Source organism: Nocardioides sp. CFH 31398 (assembly GCF_022436705.1).
In the GTDB taxonomy this organism is placed as follows: Bacteria; Actinomycetota; Actinomycetes; order Propionibacteriales; family Nocardioidaceae; genus Nocardioides.
The window spans coordinates 1-19,477 of record NZ_JAKUHT010000025.1 but is presented as its reverse complement, the minus strand read 5'-3'; the positions used below and the strand labels follow the sequence as shown (position 1 = coordinate 19,477).

The 19,477-nt window shown below is 73.6% G+C and carries 19 protein-coding genes; 2 read left to right on the top strand and 17 right to left on the bottom strand.

Translation table 11 applies throughout. From position 1 onward, the window contains the following. Nucleotides 1-8: 8 nt before the first annotated feature. From MJ876_RS17385 to hisD, 8 genes are all read right to left on the bottom strand, one after another. Nucleotides 9-1,793: an ABC transporter ATP-binding protein gene (locus MJ876_RS17385; RefSeq protein ID WP_308192618.1), complete on the bottom strand. Its 1,785-nt coding sequence runs from the start codon at nucleotides 1,791-1,793 to the stop codon at nucleotides 9-11. After that, nucleotides 1,790-3,706 carry an ABC transporter ATP-binding protein gene (locus tag MJ876_RS17380; RefSeq protein ID WP_308192617.1) on the bottom strand — a complete coding sequence of 639 codons (1,917 nt, stop codon included), beginning with the start codon at nucleotides 3,704-3,706 and terminating at the stop codon, nucleotides 1,790-1,792. Before MJ876_RS17380 ends, MJ876_RS17385 begins: the two co-directional genes overlap by 4 nt. Nucleotides 3,707-3,857: 151 nt before the next feature. Beyond that, nucleotides 3,858-4,619 (bottom strand): imidazole glycerol phosphate synthase subunit HisF, encoded by a 762-nt coding sequence (hisF, locus tag MJ876_RS17375; RefSeq protein WP_240238294.1) that lies wholly within the window; start codon nucleotides 4,617-4,619, stop codon nucleotides 3,858-3,860. Further along, nucleotides 4,616-5,365 carry a bifunctional 1-(5-phosphoribosyl)-5-((5-phosphoribosylamino)methylideneamino)imidazole-4-carboxamide isomerase/phosphoribosylanthranilate isomerase PriA gene (gene priA, locus MJ876_RS17370; RefSeq protein WP_240238292.1) on the bottom strand — a complete coding sequence of 250 codons (750 nt, stop codon included), beginning with the start codon at nucleotides 5,363-5,365 and terminating at the stop codon, nucleotides 4,616-4,618. Before priA ends, hisF begins: the two co-directional genes overlap by 4 nt. Nucleotides 5,366-5,429: 64 nt before the next feature. Further along, nucleotides 5,430-6,068: an imidazole glycerol phosphate synthase subunit HisH gene (gene hisH, locus MJ876_RS17365; RefSeq protein WP_240238425.1), complete on the bottom strand. Its 639-nt coding sequence runs from the start codon at nucleotides 6,066-6,068 to the stop codon at nucleotides 5,430-5,432. Further along, a complete protein-coding gene (hisB, locus tag MJ876_RS17360) occupies nucleotides 6,065-6,682 on the bottom strand; it encodes an imidazoleglycerol-phosphate dehydratase HisB (RefSeq protein ID WP_240238290.1) in 618 nt (205 codons plus the stop codon). Before hisB ends, hisH begins: the two co-directional genes overlap by 4 nt. Further along, nucleotides 6,679-7,806, bottom strand: a complete 1,128-nt coding sequence (locus tag MJ876_RS17355) for a histidinol-phosphate transaminase (protein ID WP_240238288.1) — start codon at nucleotides 7,804-7,806, stop codon at nucleotides 6,679-6,681. The genes hisB and MJ876_RS17355 overlap by 4 nt, the downstream gene beginning before the upstream one ends. Continuing rightward, nucleotides 7,803-9,125 (bottom strand): histidinol dehydrogenase, encoded by a 1,323-nt coding sequence (hisD, locus tag MJ876_RS17350; protein ID WP_240238287.1) that lies wholly within the window; start codon nucleotides 9,123-9,125, stop codon nucleotides 7,803-7,805. Before hisD ends, MJ876_RS17355 begins: the two co-directional genes overlap by 4 nt. Nucleotides 9,126-9,230: 105 nt before the next feature. Between hisD and MJ876_RS17345 the strand changes: the two genes are divergently transcribed. Both MJ876_RS17345 and ybaK read left to right on the top strand, forming a co-directional pair. Beyond that, nucleotides 9,231-9,896 (top strand): LON peptidase substrate-binding domain-containing protein, encoded by a 666-nt coding sequence (locus tag MJ876_RS17345; RefSeq protein WP_240238286.1) that lies wholly within the window; start codon nucleotides 9,231-9,233, stop codon nucleotides 9,894-9,896. Continuing rightward, nucleotides 9,881-10,414, top strand: a complete 534-nt coding sequence (gene ybaK / locus MJ876_RS17340; RefSeq protein WP_308192620.1) for a Cys-tRNA(Pro) deacylase — start codon at nucleotides 9,881-9,883, stop codon at nucleotides 10,412-10,414. The genes MJ876_RS17345 and ybaK overlap by 16 nt, the downstream gene beginning before the upstream one ends. A 47-nt stretch (nucleotides 10,415-10,461) precedes the next feature. Here ybaK and MJ876_RS17335 read toward each other — a convergent pair whose 3' ends face one another. From MJ876_RS17335 to MJ876_RS17295, 9 genes are all read right to left on the bottom strand, one after another. Beyond that, a complete protein-coding gene (locus MJ876_RS17335) occupies nucleotides 10,462-11,046 on the bottom strand; it encodes a hypothetical protein (RefSeq protein ID WP_240238285.1) in 585 nt (194 codons plus the stop codon). Beyond that, nucleotides 11,043-14,606, bottom strand: a complete 3,564-nt coding sequence (dnaE, locus tag MJ876_RS17330) for a DNA polymerase III subunit alpha (RefSeq protein WP_240238284.1) — start codon at nucleotides 14,604-14,606, stop codon at nucleotides 11,043-11,045. The genes MJ876_RS17335 and dnaE overlap by 4 nt, the downstream gene beginning before the upstream one ends. Before the next feature lie 110 nt (nucleotides 14,607-14,716). After that, nucleotides 14,717-15,481, bottom strand: coding sequence for a GNAT family N-acetyltransferase (locus MJ876_RS17325; RefSeq protein ID WP_240238283.1), 765 nt, complete (start codon nucleotides 15,479-15,481; stop codon nucleotides 14,717-14,719). Nucleotides 15,482-15,494: 13 nt separating this feature from the next. Further along, entirely contained in the window at nucleotides 15,495-16,415 is a 921-nt protein-coding gene (locus MJ876_RS17320) for an RluA family pseudouridine synthase (protein WP_275695232.1), read from the bottom strand. A 14-nt stretch (nucleotides 16,416-16,429) separates the two neighbouring features. Beyond that, nucleotides 16,430-17,107, bottom strand: coding sequence for a signal peptidase II (gene lspA / locus MJ876_RS17315; RefSeq protein WP_240238282.1), 678 nt, complete (start codon nucleotides 17,105-17,107; stop codon nucleotides 16,430-16,432). Then, nucleotides 17,080-17,523 (bottom strand): TraR/DksA family transcriptional regulator, encoded by a 444-nt coding sequence (locus tag MJ876_RS22340; protein WP_240238280.1) that lies wholly within the window; start codon nucleotides 17,521-17,523, stop codon nucleotides 17,080-17,082. The genes lspA and MJ876_RS22340 overlap by 28 nt, the downstream gene beginning before the upstream one ends. 308 nt (nucleotides 17,524-17,831) lie before the next feature. Beyond that, nucleotides 17,832-18,644 carry a DivIVA domain-containing protein gene (locus MJ876_RS17305; protein ID WP_240238278.1) on the bottom strand — a complete coding sequence of 271 codons (813 nt, stop codon included), beginning with the start codon at nucleotides 18,642-18,644 and terminating at the stop codon, nucleotides 17,832-17,834. Nucleotides 18,645-18,773: 129 nt separating this feature from the next. Continuing rightward, on the bottom strand, nucleotides 18,774-19,070 hold the full coding sequence (locus MJ876_RS17300) for a YggT family protein (protein ID WP_240238276.1): 297 nt from the start codon (nucleotides 19,068-19,070) through the stop codon (nucleotides 18,774-18,776). Between the two features lie 10 nt (nucleotides 19,071-19,080). Next, the coding region (locus MJ876_RS17295; protein ID WP_240238275.1) for a cell division protein SepF at nucleotides 19,081-19,477 on the bottom strand (397 nt) is incomplete at its 5' end.

Genomic DNA, 19,477 nt, shown 5'->3' with positions numbered 1-19,477 from the left:
CCCCACGCTCACGACACCGCCTGCTGGGCGACCCAGGAGGCGTGCAGGGCGCCGTAGGTACCGCCCTCGGCGAGCAGGGCGGCGTGCGGTCCGCGCTGGACCACGCGGCCGGCGTCCACGACGAGGACCTCGTCGGCGTTCTCGGCGGTGGTGAGCCGGTGGGCGATGGTCACGGAGGTCCGGCCGACGAGCAGCCGCTCGAGCGCCCGGCCGATCCGTACCTCGAGCGCGGGGTCGACCGCGCTGGTGGCCTCGTCGAGCACGAGCAGGTCGGGGTCGGCCAGGCGGGCGCGCAGCAGGCTGACCAGCTGCCGCTCCCCCGCCGACAGCGCCTCGCCGCGCTGCCCGACGCGGGTGGCGAGGCCGCGCGGCAGGCCCCCGAGCCAGTCGTCGAGGCCGAGGTCGCGGGCCGCCTCGAGGATCTCGGCGTCCGTGGCGGCGAGCCGGCCATAGCGGATGTTGGCGCCGACCGTGTCGTCGAACAGGAAGCCCTCCTGCGGCACGAGCACGACGCTCGAGCGCAGGGACCGCTGGTCGATGCGCCGCAGGTCGACGCCGTCGAGCAGGACGGCGCCCTCGGCCGGGTCCATGAGCCGGGTCAGCAGCTTGGCGAAGGTCGACTTGCCCGACCCGGTCTCCCCGACGACCGCCAGGCGGGTCCCCGCGGCGACCCCGAGGTCGACGTCGCGCAGCACCGGCGGGCCGCCGGGGTAGGCGAAGGTGACGTGGTCGAAGCGGACGTCGATCGGCCCGCGGGGCAGCGTGGCCCCGTCGGCCCCGGGGTCGACGAGGTCGGCCGGGGTGTCCAGGATCCCGATCACGCGCCGCCAGCCGGCGATGGCGAGCTGGGCGTCGGTGAGGATCTGGGTGCCCATCTGCACCGGTCCCACGAACAGCGTGACGATGAAGGCGAACGCGAGGACCTCCCCCGCCGTGATGTCCCCCGCGAGGCCGAGCTGGATGCCCACGACGAGCACGCCGGCGTTCGCCAGGCCGCCCGAGAGCCCGCCGAGCGAGAACGAGACGGCCGTGAAGCCCTGGGCGCGGGTGCTGGCCTGCTGGTGGCGGCGGATGGCCTCGTCGATGCGCGCCTGGGTGCGGTCCTCGACGGCGTAGGTGCGGACGACGGCCGCGCCGACGACGGGCTCCGAGATCGCGGACAGCATGGTGCCGACCTGGCGCCGCACCACGCCGTACGCCGCGGAGAGGCGCTGCTGGAAGTAGCGCAGGGACAGGAACAGCGGGGCGAAGGCGAGCCAGACGACGATCGTCAGCTGCCAGGAGTAGACCGCCATCACGACGGTGGCGACGAGGACCTGCCCGACGCTGACGACGAAGAGGATGCCCCCGAAGACGAGGAACTGGCTGACCTGGTCGACGTCGCTGGTGACGCGGGAGACGAGGGCGCCGCGGGACTCGGTGTTCTGGGTCAGCAGCGGCAGGTCGTGGACGTGGCGGAACGCCTCGGTGCGCAGGGTCGCCAGACCCGCCTCGCCCGTGCGGAACAGCCGCGTCGTCATGAGGTAGGACGCCACCCCGGTCAGCAGCACCGCGGCGGCCGCGAGGATCCCCATGCGGACGGTGAAGCCGACGTCGGGGCCGCCGTCGGCGCCCAGCCCGTTGTCCAGGGTCTGCTGGATGGCGATCGGGACGACGACCTGGCCGCCGGTCGAGAGCAGCGCCAGCAGCAGGGTGCCGACGATGCCCTGCTTCAGCTCCGGGGAGTGCTCGACGCCGCGGCGCAGCGTCGCCCACATGCCGATCTGGTCGCCGGAGTCCATGCGGGTGCTCACCGTGCACCCCCCGCGGCGCCGGCCGGCTCGACGTCGGGGTCGCTGTCGTAGGCGTTCACCAGCCGGGCGTACGACGGGCTCGTGGCGAGCAGCTCGGCGTGGGTGCCCCGGCCGACGACCCGTCCGCCCTCGAGGTGGAGCACCTCGTCGGCGAGCGCGATCGTGGCCTTGCGGTAGGCGACGACGAGCAGGGTCGCCCCGGCCTCGTCCTCGGCGCCCCGGAGCGCGGCGAGGATGCGGCCCTCCACCTCGGGGTCGACGGCCGAGGTGGCGTCGTCCAGGACGAGCAGTCGCGGCCGGCGGACGAGGGCGCGGGCCAGGGCGATGCGCTGCCGCTGGCCGCCCGACAGGCTGGTCCCGCGCTCGCCGAGGCGGGCGTCGAGGCCCACCCCGTTCGGCCCCGCCAGCGCGGCGACGAACCCGTCGGCCTGCGCGGTCCGCAGCGCCGCCCACACCTCGTCGTCGGTGACGTCGTGGCCGAGCGTGACGTTGCCGCGGACGGTGTCGTCGAACAGGAACGCGGTCTGCGGGACCACGGAGACCGCGGTGGACAGCTGGCCGTGGTCGAGGTCGCGCAGGTCGACGCCGTCGACGAGCAGGCGTCCGCCGTCGGGGTCGACGAGACGGGTCACGAGGTCGGTCAGGGTGCTCTTGCCGCTGGCCGTGGCGCCGACGAGGGCGACGGTGCGCCCGGGCTCGACGCTGAAGGACAGGTCGCGCAGCAGCGGCTGGCCGGGCACGTGGGAGAAGGCGAGCCGCTCGACGTCCAACCGGGTGCCGCTGGCGGCCCGGGTCGGCTCCGGGAGGGTCGCGTCGCCGTACGGCATGCGGGCGGTCTCGTCGAGCACGTGGTGGACGCGCCGGTAGCCCACGACGCTGCGCGGGAACTCGCCGAGCAGCCAGCCGATCGAGCGGATGGGGAACGAGACGACGGTGAGCAGGTAGGCGACCGTGACGACGGCGCCGGGGTCGGTCGCGCCGCTCAGCACCCGCGAGACGCCGACGACGAGCACGACCATGACCCCGAGGTTGGGCAGCGCCGCCAGCGCCGGGTCGAAGGCCGCACGGATGCGGCCGGCGCGGACGAGGGTGTCGCGCAGCTCGCGGGCGCGCTCGCCGAAGCGCTCGGTCTCCTCGGCCTCACGACCCAGCGTCTTGACGACCAGGGCGCCGTCGAACGACTCGTGGGCGATCTCGCTGACCTCCGCACGGAGCTGCTGGGCGCGCGTGATGAGGGGCGAGGTGAGGCGCTGGTAGACGAGGTTCACGCCGATCACGGCCGGGAACACGAGCAGACCGACTGCGGCCATGACGAGGTCGGCGGCGAGCATCTGGACGACGGCGATCACCATCATCGCGACGGTGCCGAGCGCCATGGGCAGCGGCGCGATCGGCGACCAGGCCGCCTCGACGTCCGCGTTGGCGTTGCTCAGCAGCTGGCCGGTGGGGTGGCGGGCGTGCCACGACATGGGCAGGGCGAGGTACTGCCGGGTGACCTCGCGGCGGTACGCCGCCTGCAGCCGGTACTGCATGATCCCGGCCCCGAGGCGCCGGGCGACGATCCCGACCGCGCGCAGCAGGGCGACGCCGACGAACAGCGCGACGACCGAGACGAGCACGCCGGTGCCGACCTCGCCGTCGCGCATCGCCGGGATCAGGGCGTTCTGGGTGGCCCACCCGAGCACCCAGGCGTCGGCGACGGTCAGCGCGCCGAACAGCACGCCGCCGAAGGTCGAGATCGCGAACACCCACGGCTGGCGACGGATGCCGACGGCGAGCACGTGCAGCCCGTCGCGCATCGAGACCGAGCGCGCCGCACCGTGGTCGGGCGCGAGCTCGGGGTCGAGCGACTCCTCCGGCTGCTCGCTCTCCGTGGTGCCGGGCGCTGCGCCCTGCGACGTGTCGGAACTCAAGCCCTGTGCCCTCCTGGCGCTGCGCGCACGGTGGGGTCCGTGCCGATGGACAAGTCGTACCCCGCGCACGGTATTCCTGGGCACCGACAACGATCCGGGCCGTCGTCCGGGCCTCACGGACGTCGGACGACCCGGCTCCTCGGCCGGCTGGTCAGCGCACGGGGTGACCGGCGGCGGCGAGGGCGGACTTGGCCTCGCCGATGGAGACGTCGCCGAAGTGGAAGACGGTGGCGGCGAGGACGGCGTCCGCGCCGGCGTCGACGGCGGGGGCGAAGTGCTCGGCGCGCCCGGCGCCACCGGAGGCGATGACGGGGATGGTGACCGCCGCGCGCACGGCGGCGATCAGCTCGAGGTCGAAGCCGTCGGTGGTGCCGTCGGCGTCCATCGCGTTGAGCAGGATCTCGCCGGCGCCGAGCTCGGCGGCGCGGACGGCCCACGCCAGGGCGTCCAGGCCGGCGGACTTCCGCCCGCCGTGGGTGGTGACCTCGAAACCGCTGTCGGTGCCGGCCGCACGCCGGGCGTCGACCGACAGGACGAGCACCTGGTTGCCGAAGCGGTCCGCGATCTCGGCGACCAGCTCCGGGCGGTGGATGGCAGCGGTGTTGACCGCGACCTTGTCGGCGCCCGCCCGCAGCAGGCGGTCGACGTCGGAGGTCGACGACACTCCCCCACCGACGGTCAGCGGGATGAAGACCTGCTCGGCCGTCGCGGACACGATCTCGAGCGTCGTCTCGCGGCCCTGGTGGGAGGCGGAGATGTCGAGGAACGTGAGCTCGTCGGCGCCCTCGGCGTCGTAGGTCCGGGCCAGCTCGACGGGGTCGCCGGCGTCGCGGAGGTCGACGAAGTTCACGCCCTTCACCACGCGCCCGGCGTCGACGTCGAGGCAGGGGATGACGCGGACGGCGAGGCTCACGACGTCGGTCCGGCGGGGTGGTCCCCGCGGGTCAGCGCGAGCGCGTCCTCGAGGGTGAACCGGCCCTCGTAGAGCGCGGTGCCGGCGATGGCGCCCTCGACGCCGGAGTCGACCAGGCCCATCAGCGCGCGGAGGTCGTCCAGCGTCGTGACGCCGCCCGACGCGATGACCGGCGCCTCGGTGGCCGCGCAGACGTCGCGCAGCAGCTCGAGGTTCGGCCCGGCGAGCATGCCGTCCTTGTTGACGTCGGTGACGACGTAGCGCGCGCAGCCCTCGGAGTCGAGCCGGGCGAGGACGTCGTACAGGTCGCCGCCGTCGCGGGTCCAGCCGCGCGCGGCGAGGGTGCGGCCGCGGACGTCGAGGCCGATCGCGATCCGGTCGCCGTGCTCCGCGATCACCTTCGCGCACCACTCGGGCTGCTCGAGCGCGGCGGTGCCGATGTTGACGCGCCGGCAGCCCGTGGCCAGCGCGGCCTCGAGGGACTCGTCGTCGCGGATGCCACCGCTCATCTCGACGTCGATGTCGAGGGCGCCGACGATCTCCGCCTGGAGCGCGCGGTTCTGCCCGCGGCCGAAGGCGGCGTCGAGGTCGACGAGGTGCAGCCACTCCGAGCCGGCGTCCTGCCACCGCATCGCGGCGGCGACCGGGTCGCCGTAGGTCTTGCCGGAGCCGGCGACGCCCTGGGCGAGCTGGACGGCCCGGCCCTCGGTGATGTCGACGGCGGGCAGGAGCTGGAGGTAGGTCATCGTTCTCCTCGCGGGGTTTCGAGGCTCGTCGCCGGAGCTCCTCGCACCTCGACCACCGCTCTGTTCAGAGGGTCTGGATCCAGTTGCGCAGCAGCGCGGCGCCGGCGTCGCCGGACTTCTCGGGGTGGAACTGGGTGGCCCACAGCGGGCCGTTCTCGACGGCGGACACGAAGTCCTCGGTGCCGTGGGTCGTGGTGGTCACCAGCGGTGCGCGGGTGCGGCCGTCGGTGACGAGCTCCCAGCGGCGCACCCCGTAGGAGTGCACGAAGTAGAAGCGCTCGTCGGTGAGGCCCGCGAACATCTCGGTGCCCTCGGGGGCCTGCACCGTGTTCCACCCCATGTGCGGGACGACGGGTGCCCGGAGCCGCTCGACGGTGCCGGGCCACTCGCCGCAGCCCTCGGTGTCGACGCCGTGCTCGATCCCCCGCTCGAAGAGCACCTGCATGCCCACGCAGATGCCCAGCACCGGGCGGCCGCCCGCGAGGCGGCGGCCGATCGTCTCGTGGCCGCGGACGGCGCGCAGGCCGGCCATGCACGCCGCGTACGCGCCGACGCCCGGCACCAGCAGGCCGTCGGCGTCCATCGCGGCGGCACGGTCCGCCGTGAGCTCGACCTCGGCACCGGCGCGCTCGACCGCGCGGACCGCCGAGCGGAGGTTGCCCGAGCCGTAGTCGAGGACGACGACCCGCTTCGCGCCGCTCAGAGCGCACCCTTGGTCGAGGGCACGCCGGTCTCGCGCGGGTCGAACGCGATCGCGTCGCGCAGCGCCCGGGCGACGGCCTTGAACTGCGCCTCGACGATGTGGTGCGGGTCGCGGCCGCCGAGCAGGCGCACGTGGAGGGTCAGGTGCGCGTGGTGGGCGAGCGACTCGAGCACGTGGGCGGTCAGCGAGCCGGCGTACGGCACGCCCGAGCCGCCGATGAGCGCGTAGGGCTGGCCGTCGGGCTCGCCGGAGTGGACGAAGTACGGGCGACCCGAGACGTCGACGACCGCGTGCGCGAGCGCCTCGTCGAGCGGGACCGTGGCGTCGCCGTACCGCCGGATCCCGGACTTGTCGCCGAGGGCCTGCCGCAGCGCCTGGCCGATGACGATGGCGGTGTCCTCGACGGTGTGGTGGCCGTCGATGTGGACGTCGCCCTCGGCGCGCACGGTGAGGTCGACCAGCGAGTGGCGGGCCAGCGCGTCGAGCATGTGGTCGTAGAAGCCGACGCCGGTCGAGACGTCGGCGCGGCCGGTGCCGTCGAGGTCGAGCTCGACCGTGATCGAGGACTCCTTCGTGGCGCGCTCGATGCGGGCGGTCCTGGCTGTGGTGCTCATGGGCGCACGTTCTCCTTCAGCGTGGCGGCCAGCGCGTCGCGGAAGGCCTGGTTCTCGTCCGGGGTGCCGACGGAGACCCGCAGCCAGCCCTCGGGGCCGGTCTCGCGGACCAGCACCCCCTGGGCCAGCAGCGACTCCCAGACCGCGTGGCGGTCGTCGAAGCGCCCGAACAGGATGAAGTTGGCGTCGCTGTCGGCGACCTGGAGGCCCGCGCCGCGGAGGTGGTCGACCAGCGCGTCACGCTCGGCGCGCAGGTCGGCCACGCGGCCCAGCAGCTCGTCGGCGTGGTCCAGGGCGGCGAGCGCCGCGGCCTGCGTCAGCGACGACAGGTGGTACGGCAGCCGCACCAGGCGCAGCGCGTCGCAGATCTCCGGTGCCGCGGCGAGGTAGCCCACCCGCCCGCCGGCGAGGGCGAACGCCTTGCTCATCGTGCGGGACACCACGAGGTTGCGGTGCGCGCCCAGGCGCTCGATCGCGCTCGGGGTGCCGGTGCGGCGGAACTCGCCGTACGCCTCGTCGATGACGACGAGCCCGTCGACCTCCGCGGCCGCCGTGCAGACCACGTCGGTGGTCTCGGGCGCCAGCGCGGTGCCGGTCGGGTTGTTCGGGCTCGGCATGAGCACCACCGACGGCCGGTGCTCGGCCACCAGCGCCCGCACGTGGTCGAGGTCGAGGGTGAAGTCGGCCTCGCGGTGGCCGGTGACCCAGGTGGTCGAGGTCCCGCGGGCGTACTCCGGGTACATCGAGTACGTCGGCGTGAAGCCGAGGGCCGTCCGGCCCGGGCCGCCGAACGCCATGAGCAGCTGCAGCATGACCTCGTTGGACCCGTTGGCGGCCCACACCTGGTCGACGTCGAGCGCGACACCGGTGTCGCGCTCGAGGTACGCCGCCAGCGCCTGCCGCAGCGCGACGTGCTCGCGGTCGGGGTAGCGGTTGAGGCCGACCGCGGCTCGTCCGGCGGCGGCCGCGATGTCGGCCGCGACGGCCTCCGAGGGCCCGTACGGGTTCTCGTTGGTGTTGAGGCGCACAGCGACGTCGAGCTGCGGGGCGCCGTACGGCTCGAGCCCGCGCAGCTCCGGACGGATCGGCGGCCAGGCCGCGTCCGTTGCTCCGGTGGCGGTCACCGGGGCTCGACCCGGATGCGGACGGCCTCGCCGTGGCCGGGCAGGTCCTCGGCCTCGGCCAGCGCGACCACGTGGGGCGCCACGTCGCGCAGCGCGGCGTGGTCGTAGGTGACCATGTGGACGGTGCGCGTGAACGCCCGCACCGACAGGCCGGACGAGTGGCAGGCGCAGCCGCCGGTGGGCAGGACGTGGTTCGACCCGGCGCAGTAGTCGCCGAGGCTCACCGGGGTGTGCGGGCCGACGAAGATCGCGCCGGCGTTGCGCACGCGCAGCGCCCACTCCTCGGCGTCGGCGGTCTGGATCTCGAGGTGCTCCGCGGCGTACGCGTCGACGACGGCGAGGCCCTGCTCGAGGTCGGAGACCATGACGATCGCGGACTGCGGGCCGCGCAGCGAGGTGCGGATGCGCTCCTCGTGGCGGGTGCGGGAGACCTGCTCCTCCAGCGCCACCTCGACCTTGTCGGCGAGCGCCTCGGACGGCGTCACCAGCACGCTCGCGGCGAGCTGGTCGTGCTCGGACTGGCTGAGCAGGTCGGCCGCGACGTGCGCCGGGTCGGCGGTGTCGTCGGCCAGGACGGCGATCTCCGTGGGGCCGGCCTCGGAGTCGATGCCGACGACGCCCTTGAGGAGACGCTTGGCGGTGACGGTCCAGATCGAGCCGGGTCCGGTCACGAGGTCGACGCGGCGGCAGGGGCCAGCGCCGTACGCGAACATGGCGACGGCCTGGGCACCGCCGACGGCGTACACCTCGTCGATGCCGAGCAGCGCGCACGCCGCGAGGATCGTGGGGTGCGGCAGCCCGCCGTGCTCCTTCTGCGGCGTGGAGGCCAGTGCGATCTCACCGACGCCGGCGACCTGGGCCGGGACGACGTTCATGACGACGCTGGAGACCAGTGGCGCGATCCCGCCCGGCACGTAGAGGCCGACACGGCCCATGGGGACGACGCGGGTGCGCACCTGGGCGCCGTCGGCGGGGCTCGAGACGGTGTCGGACTCGAGCTCGGCCTCGGAGGTCGCCCGGAGCCGGCGGATCGACTCCTCGAGGCCGGCGCGGACGGCGGGGTCCAGCTCGGCCAGGGCCTTCGCGCACGCCTCGGGCGGGACGGCGATGTCGGTCTGCTCGACGCCGTCGAAGCGGGCGGAGTACTCCGTGATCGCGACGACACCGCGCCGGCGCACCTCGTCGCAGATGGCCTGGACGGCGGGGATCGCGGCCTCGATGTCGAAGTCGGCCCGCGGGAGCGCGTCGCGGTAGTCGACATGACCGTGCTCGGCGCCCGGGGTGGCAGCCGTCGTCCGGAGGTCGATGCGTCGCAACATGACCCCGATTCTAGGCGGGGCGGCGGGGCCGTCGCGAAACGGCAGGGGCCGTGGGCGGGACCGGCGCGGGGCCGGGACCGGGGACGCGGGGTCTAGAGTCGCAGGGTGACCGAGGCGCTGCCGATGTTCCCGTTGAACAGCGTCCTGTTCCCCGGCGCACGGGTCCCGTTGCGGGTCTTCGAGGACCGCTACACCGCGCTCGTCCGCCACCTCCTGACCGAGTCCGACCCGGCCCGCAGGCTCTTCGGGTCGGTGGCGATCCGTGAGGGCTTCGAGGTCGGCGACCACGGGAGCCAGTCGCTGCACCGCGTGGGCTGCCGCCTGCAGCTGGGCGACGTCGAGGAGACCGGTGACGGCGGCTTCACCGTCGTCGCGACGGCCCGTGACCGGATCCGCCTGGACGGCCTCGAGACCTCGGGCGACTTCCCCGTCGGCCAGGTGGAGGTGCTGGCCGAGAACGACGTCGCCGTCGCCCCCGAGACCGTCGAGCGGGTGAAGTCGACGTTCACGGCCTACCGGGCGACCCTCGCCCAGATCAGCGGCGACCCCTACACCGGCCGCCTCCCGCACGACCCGGTCATGCTGTCGTGGGTCCTGGCCGCCACCGCTCCCCTGCCCCACCCGGACCGGCAGCGGCTGCTCGAGGCCGACGACGTCGCCGTCCGTCTCGACATGGTGACCGACATGCTGCGCTCCGAGCTCCGCGCCATGAACGCCATCCCGTCCCTCCCCGCGACGGACGTCGCCCGCACGGGCTGGTCCCCCAACTGAGCCGCCGCTCGTCGCGACGCGGCGCGGGCTCCCCGGAGACCCCCGCCACCAGGGCGGCCGCGGCCGCCGGGGTCGAGGTCGTCGGCCACCCCTACGAGCACGACCCGCGCAGCGCGTCGTACGGCGAGGAGGCGGCGGACGTGCTCGCCGAACGTCTCGGCGTCGCCGCGGAGCGGGTGCTCAAGACGCTCGTCGTCCGGACCGCCGCCGGGCTGGCCGTCGCGGTGCTCCCCGTCACCGAGCGCCTCGACCTCAAGGCCGTCGCCCGCGCGCTCGGCGCACCCAGGGCGGAGATGGCGGACCCCGCCGACGCCGAGCGCTCCTCCGGGTACGTCGTCGGCGGCATCTCCCCGCTGGGCCAGAAGCGGCCCCTGCCCACCGTCCTCGACGAGACAGCCCTGGGTCACGACACCGTCTTCGTCTCCGGCGGTCGCCGCGGACTCGACCTCGAGCTCGCCCCCGCGGACCTCGTCCGTCTCACCGACGCCGCCACCGCCCGGGTCGGCCGCCCCCGGTAGCCCGGGTCGGCCCGGACGCCCGGCCCCGGCGCGCGGGGTCGGCGTCGTCAGCGCGCGCGTCCGGGCCGACCCGGGGTGATGCTGAGCCCGGCGGAGTCGTCGGGGCGACCCGGGTCCGGGGGCGTCGGGGCGGGTCCGCCGTGGCGGGCGAAGCCGAGCAGCGTGACCACGAGGCCGACGAGCAGCCCGCCCGGCAGGGCGAGGAAGGGGGCTGACCCCGCGAGCCGGAGGTCGCCCTCGAGGGGGGCGTAGTCCTCGGCGTCGGCGGCCAGGGAGGCCGGGTCCGCCGGGCCCAGGAGGTGGCCGACGGCGTACATCAGGAGCCCGGCGGCGACGGCCGCGACCAGGGCGACCCCGACCACCACGAGCTCGTCACGGCGGGTGACCCAGCCGACGACCAGTCCGGCGACCAGCCCCAGGACCAGGGCGATCACCACGTACGTGCCGGTGGCGTCGAAGTCCGCCCGCGCCCCGTCGGAGTCCAGGACGAAGCGGCCGGCCAGCGCCACCCCGGTCGGCGGGGTCCACAGCGCCCACCACAGCACCCCGGCCAGCGCACCGGCGCCGACGAGGGCCACGGCGACCACGGCGGGCCAGGCCACCCGGCCCCGCGCCTCCACGTCCGACGTCACCCCGCGAGGCACCCCGGACCCAGGAGCTGCTTGAGGTCGGCGAACAGCGCCGAGCTCGGCGTCACGCGGAGCGCGTCGTCGAGCCGGAGCACGGTGGTCTGCTGACGGGCCATCAGCCTCAGTTGTACCTCGGTGGTCCCGGGGTGGGTCCCGAGGACCGCCTTGAGCGAGGCCACGACCGGCGGCGTGCACCGCGTCGAGGGCAGCGACAGGACGACGGGCCCCGAGCTGCCCTGGCTGAGGTCCGGCACCGTCACCTCCTGCCCGCGCAGCTCCGGGGTCTCCTTGTCGCGGGAGAGCCGGCCCTTCACGCTGAGGATGGCGTCCTGGCCGAGGAACGGCGCCGCCAGCTGGTAGCTGTTGGGGAACAGCAGCACCTCGATCGCACCCTCGAGGTCCTCCAGGGTCACGGTCGCCCACGCGTCACCGCGCTTCGTGATCTTGCGCTGCACGGAGGTGACGAGGCCGCAGACGGTCACCATCGCGCCGTCCGGCCGGTCCTCGTCGAGCAGCAGGGCGCCGATGGTGCAGTCGGTGCCCCGCGACAGCACGTGCTCCATCCCGAGCAGCGGGTGGTCGGAGACGTAGAGCCCGAGCATGTCGCGCTCGTGGCCCAGCAGCGTCGTCTTGTCCCACTCGTCGAGGTCCGGCACGGCGACGCTCACGCCGAAGCCGGCGCCACCGTCGCCGTCGTCCAGCCCGGCGAAGAGCGAGTCCTGGCCGATCGCCTCGTTGCGCTTGATGTCGACGTACTGGTCGACCGCGCCCTCGTGGACGGCGACCAGCGCCCGGCGGCGCAGCTTCATGTCGTCGAAGGCGCCCGCCTTGATCAGCGACTCCACGACGCGCTTGTTGCACACCGGCGCCGGGACCTTGTCGAGGAAGTCGTCGAACCCGGTGTAGCGGCCCTTCTCGGCGCGGGCGGCGACGATGCCGTCGACGACGTTCGCGCCGACGTTGCGGATGGCGGTGAGGCCGAAGCGGATGTCGGGCCCGACCGAGGTGAACGTCGCCTGCGACTCGTTGACGTCCGGCGGCAGCACCTGGATCTTCATGCGGCGGCACTCGTTGAGGTAGACCGCCATCTTGTCCTTGTCGTCCTTCACGGACGTCAGGAGCGCCGCCATGTACTCCGCGGGGTAGTTCGCCTTGAGGTACGCCGTCCAGTACGAGACCAGGCCGTACGCCGCCGAGTGCGCCTTGTTGAAGGCGTAGTCGGAGAACGGCAGCAGGATGTCCCACAGCGTCTTGACGGCGGCCTCGGAGTAGCCCCGCTCCTTCATGCCGCCGGAGAAGCCGACGTACTGCTTGTCCAGCTCCTCCTTCTTCTTCTTGCCCATCGCGCGGCGCAGGATGTCCGCCTGTCCGAGGCTGTAGCCCGCGAGCTTCTGGGCGATGGCCATGACCTGCTCCTGGTACACGATCAGGCCGTACGTCTCGCCCAGGATGTCCTCGAGCGGCTCGGCCAGCTCGGGGTGGATCGGCACGACGTCCTCGCGGCCGGTCTTGCGGCGGGCGTACTTGTTGTGGGAGTCCGCCCCCATCGGGCCCGGCCGGTAGAGCGCACCGACCGCGGAGATGTCCTCGAACGTGTCCGGCTTCATCGAGCGCAGCAGCGCCCGCATCGGGCCGCCGTCGAGCTGGAACACCCCGAGGGTGTCGCCCCGCTGCAGCAGCTCGTAGGTCGGGCCGTCGGTGAGGTCGAGCTCCTCCAGGACGACGGTCTCGCCGCGGTTCAGCTCGATGTTCTTCACGGCGTCGTCGAGGACCGTGAGGTTGCGCAGCCCCAGGAAGTCCATCTTGATCAGGCCGAGCGACTCGCAGGTCGGGTAGTCGAACTGCGTGATCATGGCGCCGTCGGCGGGCCGCTTCAGCAGCGGGATGACGTCGATCAGCGGCTCGCTGGACATGATGACGCCGGCCGCGTGGACGCCCCACTGGCGCTTCAGGCCCTCGATGCCGATCGCGGTGTCGACGACCCGCTTGACGTCGCTCTCCTGCTCGTACAGCGACCGGAACTCGCCGCCCTCGCCGTACCGCTTGTGGTTCGGGTCGAAGACCTCCTGCAGCGGGACGTCCTTGCCCATCACCGACGCCGGCATCGCCTTGGTGATGCGGTCGCCCATCGCGAAGGGGTAGCCGAGGATACGGCTGGAGTCCTTGACGGCCTGCTTCGCCTTGATCGTGCCGTAGGTGACGATGTAGGACACCCGGTCATCGCCGTACTTGTCGGTGACGTAGCGGATGACCTCGCCGCGACGGCGCTCGTCGAAGTCGATGTCGAAGTCGGGCATCGAGACGCGGTCGGGGTTGAGGAAGCGCTCGAAGATCAGGCCGTGCTCGAGCGGGTCGAGGTCGGTGATCCGCATGGCGTAGGCCACCATCGAGCCCGCGCCGGAACCACGACCCGGACCCACGCGGATGCCGTTGTCCTTCGCCCAGTTGATGAAGTCGGCGACGACGAGGAAGTAGCCGGGGAACCCCATCGTCGTGATGACGCCCAGCTCGTAGTCCGCCTGCGCGCGCACCTTGTCCGGGACGCCGTGCGGGTAGCGGACGGCCAGGCCGCGGTCGACCTCCTCGACCAGCCAGGTCTGCTCCGTGTGGCCCTCCGGCACGGGGAAGCGGGGCATGTACGTGCCGTTGCCGGGGGTGAACTCGACGTCGCAGCGCTGCGCCACCAGCAGCGTGTTGTCGCACGCCTCCGGCAGGTCGCGCCAGACCTCGCGCATCTCGGCGGCGCTCTTGAGGTAGTAGCCGTCACCCGAGAACGCGAACCGCTGCCCCGGCCCGTCGCCGGCGGGCACGTCCATCGTCGAGCCCGAGTTGATGCAGAGCAGGTGCTCCTGGGAGGCGGCGTCGGCCTTCATCACGTAGTGCGAGTCGTTCGTCGCGAGCAGCGGGATCCGCAGGTCCTTCGCCAAGCGCAGCAACCCGTCGCGGACCACGGTCTCGATGGACAGCCCGTGGTCCATCAGCTCCAGGAAGTAGTTCTCACGGCCGAGGATGTCCTGGAACTCGCCCGCCACCGCGCGGGCCGCCTCGTAGTTGTCGTGGCGCAGGTGGACCTGCACCTCGCCGGAGGGGCACCCGGTCGTGCCGATGAGCCCGCGGGCGTGCTCGCTCAGCAGCTCGCGGTCCATGCGGGGCTGCTTGAAGTAGCCGTCGCGCCAGGAGCCGGTGGAGAGCCGGAAGAGGTTGTGCATGCCCTCGGTCGTCTCCGACAGCAGGGTCATGTGGGTGTAGGCGCCACCGGCGGAGACGTCGCCGCGGGGGTCCTTGCGTCCGTCGTAGAAGAAGTGGCCCGACTTGTCGAAGCGCGAGCTGTTCGGCGTGAAGTAGGCCTCGATGCCGATGATCGGCTTGACCCCGGCGTCCTTCGCCTTCTTGTAGAACTCGTAGGCGCCGAACACGTTGCCGTGGTCGGTCATCGCCACCGCCGGCTGGCCGAGCTCCGCGGCCCGCTGGGTCAGCGCCCCGAGCCGGGCCGCGCCGTCGAGCATGGAGTACTCGGTGTGGACGTGCAGGTGGACGAACTGGTCGCTCGCGGGGGTCGCCATCGTGGTGCCGGGTTCCTCGCCGGGTCGAAGGGGCAGGACGGTGGAGCGGGGTGCGCCGACGGGCGCGGTGCTGCGCGTGGAGTGACGATCAGGCGGGGAAGGCCGTCAGCCTACGCCAGCGGGTCGAGCCTGCCGGGGACCACCGACAGCGGGTCCTGGGTGCCCTCGGCGCGGGCCGCGTCGAGGCTCTCGGCGATCACCGCGGCCATGATCCGGGCCACCCGCTGCTCCCCCAGCTCGGGCACGCGGGAGGCCACCCGGCGGGCCACCTCGGCCTCGCGCCCGGGGTCCCGGGTCGCGTCGGCCTTGTGGTCCTGGATGACCCGGCTGAGCGCCACCCGGCGGGCCAGCAGGTCGCCGAGCTCGTGGTCGACGTCGTCCACGAGACGGCGCAGGGTCGCCAGGGGGTCGGCGCCGGGCCAGACCATGCGCACGTCGGGGGTGCGCTCGGAGTTGGCCGAGCCGTCGGTGCGCTCGAGCTCCAGCAGGCCGTGGCGGCCGTAGAAGGCCCGGGCGGGGCGGTTGGCCTCGAAGACCCACAGGCAGAAGCCCTCGGGACGGCGGGCCTTGACCACGTCGAGCAGCATCGTGCCGAGGCCGCCGCGCTGGGCGGCCGGGTCGACGTAGAGCGCCTCGAGCCAGTCGTCGACGAGGGCCGCGAAGGCGACCACCCGCTCGCCGCCGCCGTGGTCCGCCTCGGTCGCCACCCACACCTCGCGGACGTCGAGGTCCCAGCCGGCGAGGTCCCGCCTCACCAGCGGGACGGCCTGCTCCGGCACGGGCGGCATCCACCCCGCCGCCGCGGACCGGGCGGAGAGGAGGAGGTCGGCCACCGCGGGCAGCTCGTGGGTCTCGGCGAGCCGGACGGCGGTCACCGGCCCACCCGCCTCACGCGCTGCCCCGCACGACGTCCAGGGCGCGCGCCAGGTCCGCCGGGTAGGGCGACTCGTAGGTCACCCACTGCCCGTCGCCCGGGTGCGTGAAGCCGAGCCGGACGGCGTGCAGCCACTGCCGCTCCAGCCCGACGCGCGCCGCCAGCGTGGGGTCGGCGCCGTAGGTGAGGTCGCCGACGCAGGGGTGGCGCAGGGCGGACATGTGGACGCGGATCTGGTGGGTCCGACCGGTCTCGAGGTGCACCTCGAGCAGGCTGGCGAACCGGTGCGCCTCGAGGGTGGCGTAGTGGGTGATCGACGGCTTGCCGTCCTCGCGCACGGTGAAGCGCCAGTCCGCGCCCCGGTGGCGGCCGATCGGGGCGTCGACGGTGCCCTCGAGCGGGTCGGGGTGGCCCTGCACGAGCGCGTGGTAGGTCTTGTCGACCTCGCGGTCGCGGAAGGCGTGCTTGAGCACGGAGTACGCGTGCTCGGACTTGCAGACGACCATGACGCCGGAGGTGCCGACGTCGAGCCGCTGCACGATGCCCTGGCGCTCCGAGGCGCCGCTGGTGGCGATGGTGAACCCCGCGGCGCGCAGGTGCCCGACCAGCGTGGGGCCGGTCCACCCCGGTGACGGGTGGACGGCGACGCCGACCGGCTTGTCGACCACGACGATGTCGTCGTCGTCGTGGATGATCCCGACGCCCTCGACCACCTCGGGGCGCACCGCGAGCGGGTCCGCCTCCTCGGGGATGGTGACCTCCAGCAGGGACCCGCCCCCGACCCGCGTCGACTTCGCCGCGGTCTCGCCGTCCAGCACGACGAGGCCCTGGGCGATGAGCTCGGCGCAGCGGCTGCGGGAGAACCCGAACATCCGCGCCATCGCGGCGTCCACGCGCTCGCCGGCGAGCCCGTCCGGGACGGGCACGACCCGCAGCTCGGAGGACGCCGTCACTCGGCCCTCTCCCCCGCCCGCCGCGCGTCCGCGTCGGCGCCGGCCTCGGCGTGACCCTCGTCGGCGTCCTCGTCGGCGTCCCCGCGCGCGGCGTGGTCGCCCTCGCGGGTGCCGTCGACACGGACCCCGCGGAAGGCCTGCAGGATGATGACGCCGGCCGCGACGTTGATGCAGATGTCCGCGACGTTGAAGACCGGCCAGCTGGGGATCCGCAGGAAGTCGATCACGTGGCCCTCGAAGGGGCCCGGCTGGCGCAGCATCCGGTCGGTGAGGTTGCCCAGCACCCCGGCCAGGAGCAGGCCCAGCCCGACAGCCCACCAGCGGCTGCCCACCCGCCGTGCCACCCAGAGCACGACGAGGGCGGCGGTGATGCTGATGACGCTCAGCACGACGGTGAACTCGGTGCCCGTCGAGAACGCCGCACCGGGGTTGCGGACCAGGGTCAGCGTGAGCCAGTCGCCCACGACGGGGACGTTCGAGGTCCCGTCCAGGCGCTCGACGGCCAGGACCTTCGTCACCACGTCCAGGGTGTACGCCGCCGCGGCCACCACGGCGAGCAGCCCGAGGTACGGCGCGCGCCGGCGCGACCCGGACCTCGCCGTCACCTCGCCGGGACCGTCCTCGCCCGGGGCGGCGTCCGCGGACGTCAGCGGCGTTCCTCGCGCTGCTTGCACGTCATACACAGTGACGCACGGGGAAAAGCCATCTGCCGGGCCTTGCCGATGGGGTTGCCGCAGGACTCGCACAGCCCGTAGGTGCCGTCCGCGATCCGCGCCAGCGCGTGGTCCATCCGCTCGAGCGCCTCGCGCTCGTTGTTGACGACGGTGAGCTCGTGGTCGCGCTCGAAGCTGGTGGCGCCCACGTCGGCCTGGTCGTGGCCGGCGCCGTCGCCGGCGTCGCGCATGAGGCCGGCGAGCTCCTCCTCCTGGCCCCGCACCAGCGCACCGAGTCGCTGACGGGCCTCGTTGAGCTCGTCGAGGACCTCCTGCACCTCGGCGGCGGTCCAGGGGTCGTCGCCCGCGGCCACCGCGAGCTGCGGTGCCACGGCGTCGGCCGAGATGCTCTCGGGTGTCGCGTCGGACTTGGTCACGGTGGCCCTCTTCGTCGTTCGTGCCGTGGGCCGCAGGCCCCGTCTGCCGGTGCGTCCGTGCCGTGGCACGACGTGCACCCACCGCCGTACCCCCGACGGCCCCGGACAAGTCCACGGAGGGTCCCCGACGCACGTGGCGAGCAGCACCCTAGTGGCAGGGCGACCCACGACCACAACCGCCTGGGGGCCGTCGGGGACGGCCCGCGACGGCACGCCGCACCGACGACGACGGCCCCGGTCCCCACGTGTGGCGTGGGGCTCGGGGCCGTGCGTGCGGTGCTGGTGCCCGGCGGCGGCCGGACGGAGGCTCAGGCCTCCTCGTCGCCCAGGATGGAGCGCAGGCGCTTCGGCGCCGGCGTCCCCTCCGCGGGCTGCGACGGCGTCTCGGACGGGCTGCCGAGGGCCTCCAGCTGCTGGGTGAAGTAGCTCTTCAGGCGCGAGCGGTACTCACGCTCGAAGGAGCGCAGGTTCTCCACCTCGCTGTTGAGCTTGTCCCGCTCGCGCTCCAGGTCGCCGAAGACCTGCTGACGACGCTCGGCGGTCTCCTGGTCGAGCATCTGCGCGCGGGTGCGGGCGTCGGACTCGAGCTGGTCGGCCTTGGCCTTCGACTCGGTCGTGAGCCGGTCGGCCTTGGTCCGGGCCGCCCCGACGATCTTGTCGGCCTCGTTCTTGGCCTCCTCCACGAGCTCGTCCGCGTTGCGCGTGGCGATCTCGAGCAGGCGCGCCGCGGCGTTGGACGCCTCGGGCACCGTCTCGACACGGATCGTCTCGACCGGGCCGGGACCGCTCGGGGCCGCGGCGACCGCGACGGGCTGCGTCGCGGGGGCCGGCGTGGGCTCCGGCGTGGGCTCCGGCGTGGGCTCCGGCTGCTTCTGCAGCTGCGGGGCCGGCTCGGGGGCGGCCGGCGCGGACTGGGCGGCCGCGCCGCCGTACGCCGGGGAGCCGCCGCCCGACTGGGCGGCCGCGAGCTTCGAGCGCAGGTCCTCGTTCTCCCGCACCAGTCGGGCCAGCTCGGCCTCGACCTCGTCGAGGAACTGGTCGACCTCGCCCATGTCGTAGCCCTCGCGGAGCCGGACGGGAGTAAAGCGCTTGTTGCTCACGTCCTCAGGCGTCAGCGGCATGACCTCACCCATTCGATAGACAGCATTGCCGGGCCCGCCTCACGACGGACCCATCCGCACGACCATAGCGCCTGACGCCCGTGACCTGCGAAGTCGCGGCGTGCGCGGACGCCGGGTCTCAGGGAGCGTTCAGGCGCTCAGCAGCGTCGCGGAGTTGAGCTGGAGCAGCAGGTAGGCGCCGAGGAGCACGATCAGGAAGCTCAGGTCGAGCGCGACCGAGCCGAGGCGCAGCGGCGGGATGACCTTGCGGAGCGCGTTGATCGGCGGGTCGGTCGTCGAGTAGACGACCTCGAGCACGACCAGCAGCGGGCCCGAGGGCGACCAGGAGCGGGCGAAGACCTGCACCCAGTCGACGACGAACCGGATCCAGAGCAGAGCGATGAAGATCCACAGGATCGTGTGGACGACCTGTCCGACGAGGACCACGGGTACGCCGTCAGCTCTGGTTGAAGAAGCCGCCCTCGACGAGACGCTGCTTGTCCTCGGCGGCCACGGTCACGTTCGGGGGCGAGAGCAGGAACACCTTGTTGGTCACGCGCTCGATGGTGCCACGCGTGGCGAAGACCAGCCCCGCGGCGAAGTCGACGAGGCGCTTGGCGTCCGCGTCGTCCATCTCCGAGAGGTTCATGATCACGGGCGTGCCCTCGCGGAAGTTCTCCCCCACGGTGCGGGCCTCGTTGTAGGTGCGCGGGTGCAGCGTCGTGATCTTGGAGAGCTCCGCGACGGCGGGCGCGGCGGGGGTGGGACGACGCCGCTCGGCGAGGTCGGCGACCGCGGCGGGTCGCGGCGCCGCGCGCTCCGGCGCGGGGGCGGGCTGCTCGGCGCGGGGCGAG